We start from the raw sequence: 15,736 nt of genomic DNA on the forward strand, positions 1-15,736 counted from the left end.
GGAGACCAAATGAAGTTAACCCGTTTACTCAGCCTAGTTTCACTATCGGCCGCGCTGCTTTCCGGCAGTCTCTGGGCCGATAGCCTGCTGGGCCCGCAGGAGGCGCCGAGCCGTCCCAAGAATATCGTGATCATGGTTGGTGACGGTATGGGGCCCGCCTACGTCAGCGCCTATCGTTACTATCAAGATAATCCCAATACTCAGGAGATAGAGCAGACGGTATTTGACCGTTTGCTGGTTGGCAACGCCAGCACCTATCCGGCACCAGTCAGCGGCTATGTCACCGATTCGGCGGCCGCCGCCACGGCGCTAGCAACCGGGGTAAAGACCTACAATGGCGCCGTCTCGGTCGATACCGACAAACGTCCTATAACAACCCTAATGGAACTGGCGAAAAAACGTGGCATGAGTACAGGGGTTGCCGTGACCAGCCAGATCAACCACGCGACCCCAGCCGCCTTTTTAAGCCATAACGAGAGCCGCCGTAATTACGAGGCTCTGGCAGAAAGCTATCTAAACACTGATGCCGATGTCATGCTCGGCGGCGGTCAGCGCTATTTCTCCGACAAGCTGATCAAGCAGTTCGAGGCCAAGGGTTATCAGGTGCTTAAAGATGCCGCACTGCTAGATGGCGTGACCCAACCTAAGGTGATGGGGCTATTTGCCGATGTACAACTTCCTTGGGCCATAGATGAGCCTGAAGCCAGACGGTTGAGCACCATGACAGCCAAGGCGCTCGAACTTCTCTCGCAAAATGAGCAAGGCTTCGTGTTACTGGTCGAAGGCAGCCTGATCGATTGGGCGGGTCACAACAACGATATCGCCACCGCCATGGCTGAGATGCATGAATTTGCCAGCGCCATCGAGGTGGTCGAGCAATATGTGCGTCAGCATCAGGACACCTTATTGGTGGTCACCGCCGACCACAACACGGGAGGCTTATCTATTGGCACCCAGGGCGAGTATCGCTGGGACAGCCAGGTACTGCGTGATATCGGCGCCAGCCCTTCACGCATCGCCGCGAAAGCACTGGCCCAAGACGAGTGGCATACAGGCCTGAGTGAGTTGCTTGGCTTTACGCCAAGCGCTGAGGAGTTCAACACCTTAGATAGTGCCAGAATGCAGGGTGAAAAAGTATTGACCTCGCAGCTCAAGAAGCTTATCGACCAGCGCTCAAACACAGGCTGGACCACGGGCGGTCATACAGGCGTAGATGTTCAGGTCTTTGCCACAGGGCCTGCCTCACCGCTCTTTGCCGGTCATCAGGACAATACAGATATCGCCAATAAACTTATTAGCCTATTGCCTAAGATGCCCAAGCCTAAAGCAGAGGTAAAATTGCCTGCAAAACCTGCCTCAGAAGTAACGCCTACAGAGGAAACGCCTCCTCAAAATGAGGAAAATGGTGAGCTACAGCAAGCCAAAGACCTACTGAGCGAAGGCGCCGAAAGTCAATCTGCCGCACCTGTCACCCAGGTCGATAATCAAGCCTAGATGACAGATTCAGCTCCCCTGCCTGACCAGCTTAGGCTGGGGAGTTTGATTCACTGGCCACATGCGGGTGTGCTCAATTTCGCTAAGCACCTTGAAAACAGAAGTCACATCCATGGGGCGTGAGAAGTAGTAGCCCTGACCTAACTCACATTGCTGGCAACTCAAATACTGCGCCTGCGGCTGAGTTTCAATGCCTTCGGCAACCACCTGTCGGCCGAGATTGTGTGCCAATTCGATAACCGTGGTGATGATATGAGCATCAGCCTCATCGTCGAGCACATTAGCAGTAAAGCTGCGATCGATTTTCAATAGATCGAACGGCAGCTGCTTAAGGTAGCTCAGTGACGAGTAGCCGGTACCAAAATCGTCGATGGCAATCTTAACCCCCAGCGACTGAAGCGACTCCATGGCTGCCATCGCACTTTCCACCTGCTCTATCACGCTCTCCTCTGTCACCTCAAACACCAGTGACTGCGCCGAGATATCATGCGCATCCACCTCTTGGCGCACCACGTTGAGCAGATCGGGGGCGAGAAAGTGTTTCGCCGACAGGTTAACGGCAATATAGAGTTCAGACCAACCGGCTGACTTAAACTGAGCGATCAACTCCGCTGCCTTGCGGATCACATAATTATCCACATGAATAATCGCTTCACTATGTTCGATGTCGGGAATAAAGTCCCCCGGCATGATGAGCCCCCGCTCAGGATGGAACCAGCGGATCAGCGCCTCGAACCCTTTCAGCTTCGCCTCACGAAGTTCGACGATAGGCTGAAGGAAAAGCACCAGTTGCTCCTCATTAATGGCCGCTTCTATGCTTTGCTCTATCATTAATCGGTTGTTCGCCTGATTCAGCATCTCCTCGCTGAACACCCGATAATTGCTGCGTCCGGCACTTTTGGCCTGATACATTGCCAGATCCGCATGTTGTATTAGCTCTTCGGCTCGCATATGCGGCGAAGTGCAATAGGCCAGGCCAATACTGGTGGTCACAATGAGCTTATGACTCCCTAGCACCACAGGATGTTGCAGGGCAGAAAAGATCCTATGGATCACATTGCTGACCTCCTGATCATCCCGTACCATCCTGAGCAAGATCAGAAACTCATCGCCTCCCTGACGAAACACGGTATCCATCTCTCTTACGCTATTGATTAACCTGGCGGCGACTATCTTGAGCAATTCATCCCCCTGGATATGGCCCAGGGTGTCATTGATCCGCTTAAATTCATCCAGATCCAGAAACATCAGCACAACGCAGTCGTCCTCGTTGGCGATACAGGCGATAGCCGTCTGTAGCTCATGGTTCAACATCGACTTATTGGGCAAGCCGGTCAGGGTATCGAGCATTGCCAGACGCTCTAACTCATGGGTATATTCATCCACCTCGCTTTCAAGCCCCTGCATATTGTCGGCCAGGTGGCGAGTGGCCTGGTGAATAAGATCCACCTCATCGGGAAACAGAGAAGGCTTTCTCGGCAGACTGGCACGTACGCGGGCAAAGTCATGATCCGCCAGTAGGGGCAACAGGCTGGCATGATGGGCTAAGCTAAGTACCGGTTTCCAGGCGACCAGCATCACCAGCCCAGCCGCCAAGATGAGGCCCACCAGCAAGGTCCCCACTAAACCCAACTGGAAACTAGAGAGCATGAGTTGCCACTGATCCAAATTCATCAACACCACTATCGTCGGCGCGTTAGCCACCTGATCCAGTGGAAAAGACCACACAGCCCAGCGACTGCCTTGATAGTCGTAGATCTCATCGCCCAGGGAGATCTGCTGCCAGGAATAATTATCGGCCATATGACTTAGCAAGCTGAAACTGCTAGGGCGATTACTGATGCTATAGAGATGACGCCCCCACAAGGGCCCGGGCTCGGCTTCGGGTTTCTGTGTACCCAACACTGCTAGCTCAATAGATCTGTCAGTACGAAAATGGCTGATAACTTCGGTCAGGGCGGACTCAAAGAAAAACAGATGCGGCTTGGAATTAACCAGTGTGGGGACCAACACCTGGATCGCACACTCCTCAATACAGACCACTCTTGAAGAGAGTTCATAAGAGATGTCGCTGTTTAGCAGCCAGTTGAGATCATCCTCCGAGTTGGGCTCGCCTGCATGAGCTAGCCGATCACCATCCAGGCTATAGAGCCCAAACCTTTTCAAGTCCCAGTAGAGCTGTACATCTGGCCAGTTTTCACTCAGCAGCAATTGATAACCTTCGGCACCGTCTTCCCCTTTCGCGTTGGCGACAAAGCCTAGCTGCATCGCCGCCTGCAGCGAATGCTCTACCGCAGTGCTTAAGGAATAAGAGAGGCTTTGGGCCAGCTTATCGCGCTGAGCTTCGAGCAATACTTTCTCCTGATTAAGTAGCTGTCGATAAGCCAGGGTACTGATGGCCGCACCGACAACTGTGAGGATCAAAACGACAGCTATCATCAGCTTCCATTTGATACTCACGAAACGATTTGGGTGGTTCACTATCATGGTGTCACCACTGGAACTTATAGGAGAGTTCAATGGCAAACAGTGACCAATCCTTATCTTGCGTCTCAGGATTAGGTCGCAAAATAGGGGTCACCCAACCACCGCCACGCACCCAGTGATATTCGGCCTCCAGCATCCAGTCTTTTGCAGGTAACCAGCGCGCTCCTAATGTCCAGTCATTGGCATAGCCAAAATGAGCCGGTAAGCCCCCTGCGGGCAGATCTTTGCCATCAGGGTCATCCTCATCCCTCACTTGACGATCGTAACGGAGAAAGAGTTCCACATCGCCCGGCAGATAGCCGCGTACATCCAGATAATACCCATAACCTCTGACCTCATAGGTACCTGCTCCAGGCCGAACAAAGACCCCGTCAATGTCGCGATCAAAATGCAGGTATTCCGCTGTAAACTCAAGAAAGTCAACTCGATACTGGGCCGAAACAATCAAGTGTTTAGAGCGCAAGCTACCATCGCTAAAGGGACCTTCCTGGTAAGCATCAAAGGCACTCTTAGCATCAAAATAGGTTAGCCCTAGACGCAAACTGTCATCCTGATACTCTATGTCCGACCCCCAGTAGCCATCGGCATCGAAGTCCCCATAAGTCTCTGAGCCCAGAACATTACGATTCAAATCATCCGAGGTCTGAGCATCCCCTAAGGTCAAGTGCCATTCAATCGAACCATCGAACACAGGGTGACGGCCAAACAGCTCACCACCGGTGATATGCAGCAATGAATCGCGAAAAAAATCACTATAGACAGATTGGGGCAACAAGATGCCTGGCCGTGTAAAGGAAACATCTCGGGTGCTGGTATAGAAGCCGGCCTCACTCTTAAACAGCCCCCCCCTAGCTCCGAGGTAGCCTTGTTTCAACGTAAATTTATACTCGGCAAACAGATAATCAGCAGCAAGGCCCGATTCATCTAAAGTCCCCCAATGACGATAACGCGCCGCACCAGCCAAACGAAAGTGCTCATCCGGATTCCAGGAGAGGTGCAGCGCCGCCTCAGTCACATCAAAGGTATCGCCGGACTCACCAACAATAAATTCGCTCCCGTCGGCGCTAATATAGCCCTGACCAATGAAACCATTTAACTGCCACTGATCGGCAAACGCCGGCCCCATGAAAAGTGCCAGCAGGCATAGGCTACTAATGCTCGGCTTCATCTTGTCCTCCTTGACTCTGCTCACTCACCTCAATCGCTTGACTCTCGTCGTTCCCCGATACATAGCCTATAGCACCAGGCGTTTTGGCGATCCGTGCACGCATCTCTGCCTCAGAGGCTAAGGTGGTTGGTCGCTCACCGATCCCGGAAAATACCAGCCGATCCCAACGATGACGCAGCACATAGGGCATCAACTCAAGCTGCTGATAACAAAACTCTTTATGTATAGGGGAATCGCTGGGTAAGACAAAGACCTTAATCTTCTGTCCATCGGGCCAGTACAGCTTCTGCATGGCAAAGATCAACTTGAGCTCTTTAGGGGTGAGATCTGTGGCATCAACGGAGTCGTTAACAATCACCTGAGCCGCGAAAAGGTTGGCGCAACATAAGCTCAATAAGCACATCCATGTCGACACTCGTCGCATTTCCGCTCCTCTAATCCCCATTCACCTTGTTGATGCGGCAAATCTCACATAACAAAGGATATTTATTGTCTAATGAAATATAGCTTAGGCAAGATTTAGCCAACTGGCATAATAAATGTTACTGATAATCTAGGGGCTTAGGCTATAATTGCCGCAAATTCTCTATTATCTTGTGGTTTTCGTGCTCTCTAATCCGTCTCAAGTTGTCCTTAGAAACATTGAACTATTTGAATCAAAAAACGTTTTACTCATTAATCATGAGTGCGATCTATTGGCAACGGCATTGCTGGAGACGGCCGATAAAGTCACTACATTAGCCCTAGATTTTAACCACTATCAGCAGGTCAAAGGCCATGAAAATGCCCGATTATCCTGTCACTTCGGCCACCAGCTGCCAAAAGAGCAAGTTTTCGATGCGGTAGTGCTGTTTTACCCCAAGTCGAAAAGCCTGGCGCCTTATCTGCTTAACTTGGCGGCGAACCATCTTCAGCCAGGCGGTGACCTGATCATTGTGGGCGAAAAGAAGGGTGGTATACGCTCTATCACCAAACAACTGCCTGACTATTTCGAGCCGGGCATCAAACGCGACAACGCTCGCCACTGCATGCTTTATACCAGCTCGCTGCAAACCGCGGCCCCGGCTATCTCGCTTAACGATTGGGTCAAGCGCTACACGCTAGTGACACCTCAGGGTGAACTGACCATCTGCAATCTGGTCGGCGTCTTTAGCGAGAAACGCCTCGATGAGGGCACTGAGCTCTTACTGCAACATCTGCCGGCGCTCAAGGGGCGGGTACTGGACTTTGGCTGTGGCGCAGGGGTGATCACCGCAGCGCTGCTCAAGGCCAACCCGACACTTAAGCTCGAATGTGTCGATATCAACGCTATGGCGCTCGCCTCCTGTGAACTCACCCTAAAGGCCAACGACATGCAAGCCAAGGTCTATGCCTCTGATGGTTTGGCGCAAACACAAGGGAAGTTCGATGCCATTATCTCCAACCCACCATTTCACGATGGCCTGGACAGCACCACAGAAATAGCGACTCGCTTTGTGCAGGAGAGCGAGGCCCAGCTCAATATCGGCGGTGTTTGGCAGATCGTTGCCAACCGTCATCTCCCCTACGCTGACACTATCGCCAAGTTTTTCAACGAGGTAAATGTGACAGCCGAAAACAACAGGTACAAGGTCTACGCCAATCAAAAGGCGTGATGACTTTAGCAACTATTGGCTAATCTGTTATTTATAGCCGGTCTTACCCGGCTTTATCGCGCCAGGTCGCATTTCAATCATGTGCTTAATGTTCATCATAAAATAGGGCTTCATAGGTCAAACTTTATGCTGTTATACTCGGGAGAATACTAACTAAAATAATAATTAAACTGCGGAAATCAATATGCTGGATCCTGGACTGATAGAACTGAGTAGCGACGGAAATAAAGCCGAATTAAAAGTTATTCCCAATAGCCATGGCCCACTGACGGTGGACGCCATCACCGAACTACTCACCCTACCGGAATTTTGTCAGCTACGTCCTCGACAGAATGTGATCGAAAAAGCAGTTGCCCAAGTCAACAAGATTATCGGCCAGGAAGATGGTCAATATGAACTCTTCTTCGAGATCGCCGAGCGTAAAGACGCCGAACTCCTCATCAATCTCAGCGACGACAAGATGAGCGCCGAGATGACACTCACAGCCCCATGGGGCGGCAAGCCTGTCACACTGCAAGATATTCTCAGAGCATTAAAGAGTGAACAGATCAGCATGGGGCTGAGCAAGGTCAGAATAGAATCACTACTCGCCAAACAACCAAATCTTGCACCGGGACAAAGCTGCAGCGAAGTGATCGCCCACGGCAAGCCCGCCGTCAACGGTACCAATGCCGTCGTTGAACGTAAGGTGCCGCTCGCGAGGGAGCGTCTGTTGCAACCTCAGGAGCGAGCCGATGGCACTGTCGATATGCGCAACCTGGGAGAGATCATCATGGTCAAACCCAATGACAAGCTGATGATCAAAGTCCCCGCCACCGAAGGCACACAGGGCTACAATGTGCAGGGCGAACCCTTATTACCGATAGCGGGTAAGGATCTCAAATTGACCGCTGGCGCAGGGACAGTGATACCAGAATCCGATCCCAATGTACTCATCGCTACCGTCGCTGGCCAACCCGTAGAAACCAAGACGGGGATGCAGGTTGACGACGTACTGCAGATTAAAGATGTGGATATCGGCTACGGCAATGTCGACTTTAAAGGCAGTATTCTGGTTACAGGTGACGTGCACGAAGGCATGGTGGTTAAATCCACCGGTGACATTACTGTCATGGGATTTGTCGACTCGGCGCAACTGATCGCCGATGGGGATATCACCGTCAGTAAGGGGGTTATCGGCCGCCAGCTTAAGGAAGATCAACTCTCCACCAAACTTTCTGCCAAAGGGCAGATCTCGGCGCAGTTCGTACAGTACTCAGAGCTTGATGCCGAGGGCGATATACTGGTCACTAAACAACTGCTGCACAGCCACTCCCGAACCTCAGGACAACTTATCGTCAGCGACGCCAACGGCCGCCGTGGCGATCTGGTAGGAGGTATTGCCAATGCGGATAAAGGCGTTAAGGCGGTGATCATTGGCGCCACGGCTGGCACTAAGACCGAAGTATTCTGCGCCATGAAGTGCAGCGAGCTGAAAGAGGAGCTCAAACAGCTTGATCAGGGGATCAAGCATATGGTGGTGGCCAAGCTTAATATTGAATCCAGCCTGAATAAACTGCCCCCCAAGGCCGAATGGCAAGATGACGCCCTCATGGTTGAGCAGGTTAAGGGAATGCTGGAGGAGAAGCGCCGCATCACCCAGGAGTGGTCTCGCGAAGAGCAAGAGTACAACAGCATCAAGCAGGAAGTAGATAACTACTATCAGACCTATCGCATCGAGGCATGTAAACATATCTTCGCCAATGTCGAGCTGCATATAGGTCCGGCATTTAATCGAACCCAACGTGAACATGGCCCCTGCATAGTGGTTAACGAGGGCCAGGAGATCAGTTTCGATTACAGTAATCGTAAATAGTCATAGTGCAGCAAGCGATTAATGAGGCCTGGCAAAATTGTCGGGCCTCTTTTCTTTGGCATGACTTTACAGGCATAATCCCCGCCAGATAGCGGTAACTTATAACGGATAACAAGTGGAACTACTGAGAATAGACTGTTTGGGTAAAGAGTTGAGACTGGAAGGCTCAATGGCCGGCTGGCAACAACTCTTTTGGGACAACCAACTGGTGTCGGTCAAAGAGGCCAGCGCCGATAACCAGGGGCTAAGAAACCATGAGTTTGAATTAAGCCGCCAAGATCCCAACAGCCAAACGGTTCACAAGATCCCACTGACCCTTGAAGTCGACCTCATCTGGCAACCCTTTAAGCTTAACTATCGCCTATTGAGCGAAGAGACCATCCTCAGCGAAGGCAGTCGCAACACTAAAGATATTGAGCGCCAGACACCTGTAGTCCCAGTAAAGCAGCAGCAAAAGTTCAGTCTGGTCGGGCTGGCCTCTCTAGGTTTTAAGCTGCTTAAGAGTGCCAAGGTGATTAAGGTGGTCCTGGCTGGTGCCAGTGTGGCTGCCTACTCCTGGCTCTTCTCCTTCCAGTTTGCCCTGGCGCTCATTGCCTGCTTGGTATTTCATGAGTATGGCCATATCCGTGCGATGAAATATTTTGGCATGAAAACCAAGGGGATCTACCTTATCCCCTTCATGGGTGGCCTGGCGCTGAGCGATGAAAAAATTAACACCCGCTGGCAGGATGTGGTGATCTCCATCATGGGCCCCACCTTCGGTCTGCTGATGTCGATTGCCGCTCTGGTCGCCTATTGGCTCACAGACAACCCGTTGTTTGCCGGGCTCGCCGCCTTCAACGCCCTGCTCAACCTGTTCAACTTGCTGCCGATACTCCCCTTAGATGGTGGCCATATTCTCAAGAGTATCAGCTTCTCGATGAACAGCCTGATGGGACTTATCGCCTGTGTGGCTGGCGCGGCCATTGGTGTCTTCATCAGCTACAGTCTGGGCCTGGCTTTGCTTGGCTTCCTGCTGCTGATCGGCACCCTAGAGATAATATTTGAGTGGAAGAGTCGACATCAAAGCCACCTCTTACCCCTGGACAGATATGGCCAGCTCTTCTCTACTATCTGGTATCTCCTCACCGTCGGCGCCCTGGTAGCGATCATCTGGTATCTGGCTGGCACAGGTGACGACATACTCGGGTTACCGCTCAAGATACTGCAAAGCTAAGCTCGCCAATTCCCCCTTGCTGTCACCTAGGCGGCAAGGGGCAAATCTGATAGTGACTAAGAGACCAAGCACTATAAAACCCTCGCTCTTCTCCTAAAACCAAGCCTTGAAAATGCGGCTGAAACCGCGCACTGCAGCGAATCTGTGTCTGGCGATATCTTGCCAAGAGATCCCTAGCTAAGAACAAAGATGGTGACTTTAAAGAGCATAAACTTAAGAGAAAATGGATCAGATGGGGTCTGACGTTTTGAGGATTTATCGGGACTATTGACAAATTTCAGGCATAAAAAAACCTGCGTTAAGCAGGTTCTATTCTTAGGGATTGCATTTTATCAGTCACAAGTTGGTACAGATGGCGAGACTTGAACTCGCACGGCCGTTAAGCCACTAGCACCTGAAGCTAGCGTGTCTACCAATTCCACCACATCTGCATCTTGTCTGCCTAAATGGCTATCTCTCTAAGAGAATCATTGATAATGGTACCGAAGGACGGACTTGAACCGTCACTCCCGAAGGAAACGGATTTTGAATCCGTCGTGTCTACCAATTCCACCACTCCGGCATTATCAATCAGACTATACTTACTCCTCTCGGGTAAGTGAACGGAATTATACCTTTGCTTTAGCTAATGGCAAGCCTTTTGCGATACCTTTATTACCGACTGCCGATTTTTCATCCGCAGCCCTAAACAAAGGAATATTTCCCCAATGTCGCTCTATAGGCAAATCGTCTACCAACTCACAAAATCAAACTAAAACGAGATAGACCATTATCAAATTGACAACATTCATTGATCGAGATCAGCATCTCTCATATCTATTCGCGCTAATTTAGCTTCGACAACGTTATAAACATCTGCGAAAGAGGATTTCTCAAATGGCATTTTGGTTAGATTTAATGTTTGGTAACCCCATTGGCCTGCTATCTATGATAGTTATCTTCACGACCATTGGCATAATGTCATATCTCATGTGGCTGTTTATTTCTAAGTCGAAACCACAATAGATAGGACTCCAAGGTCCAGAGAAAGTAACATTTCTAATACAAATGGGGGCTAATGCCCCCTCTTTTTTTGCTGAACCCAGATAGTATTAAGCGGCGTGCTTTCGTCCCGGTACAACACTGTGAATGAAGTGCGGTCTCGCCTTAATCAGCAGTTGCAACTGTTCGGGATTGGGTTCGCCCTGTGGCAGGCGCAACACCTGACGATTCAGATGAGATCTCGCCTCCATGGCAATCTTAAAATCGGCAGTAGGCCCATGAATGGCATACTGCTGTTTGTTACCCATATACTCTAAGATATTCGCCTTAAGCAGGCTCTGCACCGCGGGCTCACTTTCCGGCAGGGTCAATACTGTTTCTCCTTGTAGGAAAAACTCCCTCAGCAGCGCGCGCTCGGTCGGATCGAGTAATCTCACCTTCTTCTCAATGGTTTCGGTTGTTCGCTTCCCCTTTAGGTGCTTAATCGCCTCATCGAGAAAATAGTTAGCCACCTGGGTCAACAGATAGGCCGCGCCCACAATAAGACCGAGACCAATAAAGTGCGCATACTGATTAACTAAGTCGTCTAACCTCAAGGTACGCATCAATGAGGCCGGAGCAAACAACAACACAGAGCTGATTAAGGTCAGCCACAACATCAAATTAAAGATCACTTGTTTGGGACTCGTCTGTTTAAACAGCATCAGATTTAATTTTTCCATCTTGATACCTAGTGTCAAAAAACCTGCAGTACCGCAAACAAATGCAAGTAAAATGCCAATAAGACAATTCCCATAATGACTTTACAAACATCACCTTGGCGACACTTTTTACTGACAAGACAAGCAGAACATCAGAATCAGGCTATGCTTAAAGCTATGGTTTTTGGACAGTGCACCAAGCGTCAATTCCCGGCCGTTTTTGGGTGCTTAGGATAAGCGACACAGATAAATGGCAAATCTCACCGCTCAGCTACTCAAGAGTCCTATCGGCAGAAAGCTTACCCTGTCGATCATTCTCTTTAGCTCGCTTATTACTTTGCTGACCACCGGATTTCAGTTAATCAATGACTATCGCAGCGATGTCAATCGCATCACGCGCCAATTTGACAGTATAGAGAAGGTCAATCTGGATGTGCTGGCCGCCAGTATCTGGGTGATCGATGAACGCCTGATCAATACACAAATCGATGGCCTTATCCAGCTGCCTGACATCACCTACATAGAAATTAACGACGACAGTGGTCAACACTGGCAAGCAGGTACCGCTACTCCAGAAAACACCATAGAGAAGCGCTTTCAGCTAATCTACGCCTCAGGCAATGAGAACATCGATGTGGGCACCCTGCTAGTACAGGCAGACCTCAAGGTGGTCTATGAAAAACTGCTCGATCGCGCCATCATCATACTGCTCTCCAATGCGATCAAAACCTTTATCGTCGCCGGCTTCATCCTCTTCTTGGTGTGGTTTTTGGTTACCCGTCACCTACTTAAGCTCAGTGACTACAGCCAAAACATCAATCTAGATGGAAAGTTTGAGCCCTTAGTATTCGTCAAAAACAGCCATAAGAATGATGAATTCTGGCTGGTCGCCAAGGCGATTAATGAGATGCAACAACAACTCAGACGCTCCTTTGATGACATCAAGGCTTCCAAACAGGAGCTACAGGAAGCCTTGACGGATCGAGAACGCCTACTCGAGTTGGAACGCAGCTACAAAGAGGAGCTGGCCCGCCAGGTAAAAGAGCGAACGAAAGAGCTGGAGCAATCTCTATTAGTGCTTAAGCGAGCACAAGAGGTGCTGGTTGAACAAGAGAAGATGGCGGCCCTGGGCGGCTTGGTCTCAGGCGTAGCGCACGAGATCAATACCCCCATCGGCATCTGTCTCACCGCCGCCAGCACCCAACTGATCCATATCGAAGAGCTGATTAGCTTGATCCACAGCGAAAACGCCACCCTTGAGGAGATCAACGCCATCTTGGAGGAGTATCAACAAAGCTGCGAGCTAATCATTAGCAATATCACCCGCGCCAGCACGCTGATCCAAAAATTCAAGACCATAGCTGCAGAGCAGAGCCAGGAGGAGAAGCGCAGTATCAACGTTAAACAAGGCTTGATTGAGCATCACGAATCGATGCGTTTCCTCTATGGCGACAAGTTAGCCGAGGTCGATTATCGGGTAGATGAGGACCTCAATATCATTACCAACCTCAGCCTGTTTAAACAAATCATCACCAATCTGCTGTCGAACGCCTATGCCCACGGCTTTAAAGGGCGCCAGCAGGGCAAGCTCAGAATCGATGCCCGAGTAGAAAAGGGGCAGCTCAACATCCGCATTCAGGATGATGGGCCGGGCGTTGACAGCGAAGAGGCCAACCACATCTTCGAGCCCTTCTATACCACCACACGCTCGGAAGGCGGAACAGGGCTTGGCCTCTCCGCCGCCTTTAACGCAGTCACCCTACTCAAGGGCGAGATCAGCTATCAAGACGATAGTGAGCTGGGCGGCGCCTGCTTCGAGGTGAGTTTTCCGGTGGAGCTACTCGACACGGACACCATCGAACTCAATATCTCCACCCCATCAGGTTTTTAACTTTTGCGCCGTCAACTGGCAGATCGCCATGATCACTTGGGTTGCCTTCACCATGGACTCCAGAGAGATAAACTCATGCTTACCATGGAAGTTATGCCCGCCGGTAAACAGATTCGGGCAAGGTAGCCCCATGTAGGAGAGACGACTGCCATCAGTGCCACCTCTTATAGGCTTGATCTTTGGCGCAATATTAAGCTGGTGCATCGCCTGCTTGGCAATATCGACAATATGGGGATGAGGGATTAACTGCTCACGCATGTTGTAATAACTGTCGGTGATGCTAACCGTCAAGGCTCCCTGCTGCAGCTGAGCGTTACAGGCCTCTACTCGCTCGGTGAGCCAGCGCTTGCGTTGCTCAAATTGATCCAGATCGAAGTCGCGAATGATGTAGGTCAACTGCGCCTCTTCCGTCACCCCTTTCATCTCGATAAGGTGGAAAAAGCCAGCGTAATCACGACTGTTTTCGGGAGTATCGCCCAGGGGCATCTTGGCATGAAAGCGCGCCGCCATCGTCTGGGCATTGACCATCACCCCAAAGGCCGAGCCTGGATGACAGTTATTACCTTTCGCGGTCACCACAGCCGTTGCGGCATTGAAGTTTTCATACTCCAAGCCACCTAGCTCCCCACCATCGACTGTATAGGCCCACTGCGCCCTAAAGGCATCAAAATCAAATAGGTCAGCCCCTCTACCTATTTCTTCATCAGGGGTGAAACAGAGGTAGATATCACCGTGTTGGCTATCGGGATCTTGAATCAAGGCCGATAGAGCCGTCACTATCTCGGCGATACCAGCTTTATCATCGGCGCCAAGTAGCGTCGAGCCATCAGTGGTGATCAGTGTCTGCCCCAGATACTGATCTAACTCGGGAAACTCCTTGGGGGACAGCTGATGCTGCTCACCAAGTGGAATATCGCCACCATCATAGTTTTCAACCAATTGAGGACGCACATTGGCGCCGCTAAAATCGGGCGCCGTATCCAGGTGGGCAATAAAGCCGATGGGCGGGACCCCTTCGACCCTAGCGGGTACTAAAGCGGTCAGATATCCAGTCGGCGACAAAGCCACTTCACTAAAGCCTAACTGGGTCAGCTCCTCTTTAAGCTGATCGGCCAGCGCCAGTTGTCCCTGAGTACTAGGGCAACCACTCTGGCTAGCATCTGACTGAGTATCATATTGCACATAGCGTAAAAATCGATTTAACAGAGCCTGTTTCATAATCAATCACCAGCAAAAAATGTCGACCGAGTCTAACAAGCTGCCAGAGGCCGACTTTAGACTTAAATCAATTTTTAGGTAATTTAATTATCAGGACTCTACGCCTTAGCAATCAGCCTTAGTGCTCACGCCTTAGCGGCGAGCTTAGTCAACACACGGCTCACGGCGGTAAAACCGAAGCTGCCGGTCACCACGGTAACGGCACCAAATCCAGAGGCACAGTCCATACGCATACTGCCTTCGGCAGTCGCCTTAACATTACAGACACTACCGTCCGCTTGCGGATAAACCAGCTGCTCAGTTGAAAACACCGCCTCAATACTAAAGCGGCGCTGAGTATTCTTTGAAAAGTTGTATTCACGGCGCAGCAAGTTTCTCACCTTGGCCAACAGCGGATCTTGATAGGTTTTGGCTAAGTCGGCCACCTGGATCTGAGTCGGATCCGTCTGGCCACCGGCGCCACCCACTGTCACTATGGGTAATTTCTGGCGTTTACAATGAGCAATCAATGCTGCCTTAGGTTTTACCGCATCAATGCAGTCAACCACATAATCCAAGAGACCTCCCTGCTTGCGACCATTAAAATAGTCATTCAGGTTATCTGTGGTAATAAAGTCTTCCACTTGGTTAACCTTGCACTCTGGATTAATCTGAGCGATTCGCTCGGCCATCACGGCCACCTTTGACTCTCCAATGGTGTCCTTGAGCGCATGCAACTGACGGTTAGTATTGGTGACACAGATATCGTCGAGATCAATCAGAGTGATCTCTCCAATGCCACTGCGCGCTAACGCCTCAGCCACCCAGGTTCCCACGCCTCCGATACCCACTACAGCAACATGAGATTGCGCAAAATGCTTCAGAGCATTGGCGCCATAGAGTCGGCCGATACCGGCAAAACGATTGAGATAGGCTTCAGAGAGTTCAGGCAAGCTCAAGGCAGGCTCCATTATGATTGAGAAAACCCCGCAATTTTACCGCAAACAGATGTGAAACCCCAAAAAGAAAAAGTCGCTACAGATGTTAACGCATCATAGAGGATTTATTGCCAAAGATGCCGGACGGTAATAGCGAGTAAAAATCAAATTAAC

12 protein-coding genes and 2 tRNA genes are annotated in these 15,736 nt (G+C 50.6%); 6 read left to right on the top strand and 8 right to left on the bottom strand.

What is annotated here, in order from left to right; all coding sequences use genetic code 11:
- Window positions 1–9 precede the first annotated feature (9 nt).
- Entirely contained in the window at window positions 10–1,494 is a 1,485-nt protein-coding gene (locus tag CFF01_RS15985; protein WP_088905463.1) for an alkaline phosphatase, read from the top strand.
- 9 nt (window positions 1,495–1,503) lie between these two features.
- Here the strand turns inward: CFF01_RS15985 and CFF01_RS15990 are convergent, their stop codons facing one another.
- Genes CFF01_RS15990 through CFF01_RS16000 form a run of 3 tightly spaced genes read right to left on the bottom strand, consistent with a single transcriptional unit; the run spans window position 1,504 to window position 5,552 of the window.
- On the bottom strand, window positions 1,504–3,933 hold the full coding sequence (locus tag CFF01_RS15990; protein WP_232479459.1) for a putative bifunctional diguanylate cyclase/phosphodiesterase: 2,430 nt from the start codon (window positions 3,931–3,933) through the stop codon (window positions 1,504–1,506).
- A gap of 52 nt (window positions 3,934–3,985) precedes the next feature.
- Complete coding sequence (locus CFF01_RS15995; RefSeq protein WP_033537800.1) at window positions 3,986–5,149, bottom strand: hypothetical protein; 1,164 nt, start codon at window positions 5,147–5,149, stop codon at window positions 3,986–3,988.
- The gene (locus CFF01_RS16000) at window positions 5,133–5,552 is read right to left on the bottom strand and encodes a hypothetical protein (RefSeq protein WP_332459643.1); all 420 of its coding nucleotides are present in this window, start codon (window positions 5,550–5,552) and stop codon (window positions 5,133–5,135) included. Before CFF01_RS16000 ends, CFF01_RS15995 begins: the two co-directional genes overlap by 17 nt.
- Before the next feature lie 202 nt (window positions 5,553–5,754).
- Between CFF01_RS16000 and CFF01_RS16005 the strand changes: the two genes are divergently transcribed.
- The 3 genes from CFF01_RS16005 to CFF01_RS16015 all read left to right on the top strand — a co-directional run bounded on the left by CFF01_RS16005 (window position 5,755) and on the right by CFF01_RS16015 (window position 9,854).
- Window positions 5,755–6,783: a class I SAM-dependent methyltransferase gene (locus tag CFF01_RS16005; protein WP_033537998.1), complete on the top strand. Its 1,029-nt coding sequence runs from the start codon at window positions 5,755–5,757 to the stop codon at window positions 6,781–6,783.
- A gap of 184 nt (window positions 6,784–6,967) precedes the next feature.
- A complete protein-coding gene (locus tag CFF01_RS16010) occupies window positions 6,968–8,638 on the top strand; it encodes a DUF342 domain-containing protein (RefSeq protein WP_088905466.1) in 1,671 nt (556 codons plus the stop codon).
- A gap of 169 nt (window positions 8,639–8,807) precedes the next feature.
- Window positions 8,808–9,854: a site-2 protease family protein gene (locus CFF01_RS16015; protein WP_232479574.1), complete on the top strand. Its 1,047-nt coding sequence runs from the start codon at window positions 8,808–8,810 to the stop codon at window positions 9,852–9,854.
- A gap of 344 nt (window positions 9,855–10,198) precedes the next feature.
- On the opposite strand, the gene CFF01_RS16020 is transcribed toward CFF01_RS16015, so the two are convergent.
- Together CFF01_RS16020 and CFF01_RS16025 are read right to left on the bottom strand one after the other, a co-directional pair.
- A tRNA-Leu gene (locus CFF01_RS16020) sits at window positions 10,199–10,285 on the bottom strand.
- A gap of 46 nt (window positions 10,286–10,331) precedes the next feature.
- A tRNA-Leu gene (locus CFF01_RS16025) sits at window positions 10,332–10,416 on the bottom strand.
- Between the two features lie 314 nt (window positions 10,417–10,730).
- Between CFF01_RS16025 and CFF01_RS16030 the strand changes: the two genes are divergently transcribed.
- Window positions 10,731–10,859, top strand: coding sequence for a DUF3149 domain-containing protein (locus CFF01_RS16030; protein WP_081953754.1), 129 nt, complete (start codon window positions 10,731–10,733; stop codon window positions 10,857–10,859).
- 86 nt (window positions 10,860–10,945) lie between these two features.
- On the opposite strand, the gene CFF01_RS16035 is transcribed toward CFF01_RS16030, so the two are convergent.
- Complete coding sequence (locus CFF01_RS16035) at window positions 10,946–11,557, bottom strand: superinfection exclusion B family protein (RefSeq protein WP_033537796.1); 612 nt, start codon at window positions 11,555–11,557, stop codon at window positions 10,946–10,948.
- A 229-nt stretch (window positions 11,558–11,786) separates the two neighbouring features.
- Here CFF01_RS16035 and CFF01_RS16040 point away from each other — a divergent pair, with 229 nt between their 5' ends.
- Window positions 11,787–13,427 carry a sensor histidine kinase gene (locus CFF01_RS16040; RefSeq protein WP_088905468.1) on the top strand — a complete coding sequence of 547 codons (1,641 nt, stop codon included), beginning with the start codon at window positions 11,787–11,789 and terminating at the stop codon, window positions 13,425–13,427.
- Here CFF01_RS16040 and pepT read toward each other — a convergent pair.
- A complete protein-coding gene (pepT, locus tag CFF01_RS16045; RefSeq protein WP_088905469.1) occupies window positions 13,416–14,645 on the bottom strand; it encodes a peptidase T in 1,230 nt (409 codons plus the stop codon). The genes CFF01_RS16040 and pepT overlap by 12 nt on opposite strands.
- A 125-nt stretch (window positions 14,646–14,770) precedes the next feature.
- Entirely contained in the window at window positions 14,771–15,583 is an 813-nt protein-coding gene (gene tcdA, locus CFF01_RS16050; protein ID WP_373681760.1) for a tRNA cyclic N6-threonylcarbamoyladenosine(37) synthase TcdA, read from the bottom strand.
- Window positions 15,584–15,736: the final 153 nt, after the last annotated feature.

Origin of the sequence: Shewanella marisflavi (assembly GCF_002215585.1) — a bacterium.
In the GTDB taxonomy this organism is placed as follows: Bacteria; Pseudomonadota; Gammaproteobacteria; order Enterobacterales; family Shewanellaceae; genus Shewanella; species Shewanella marisflavi.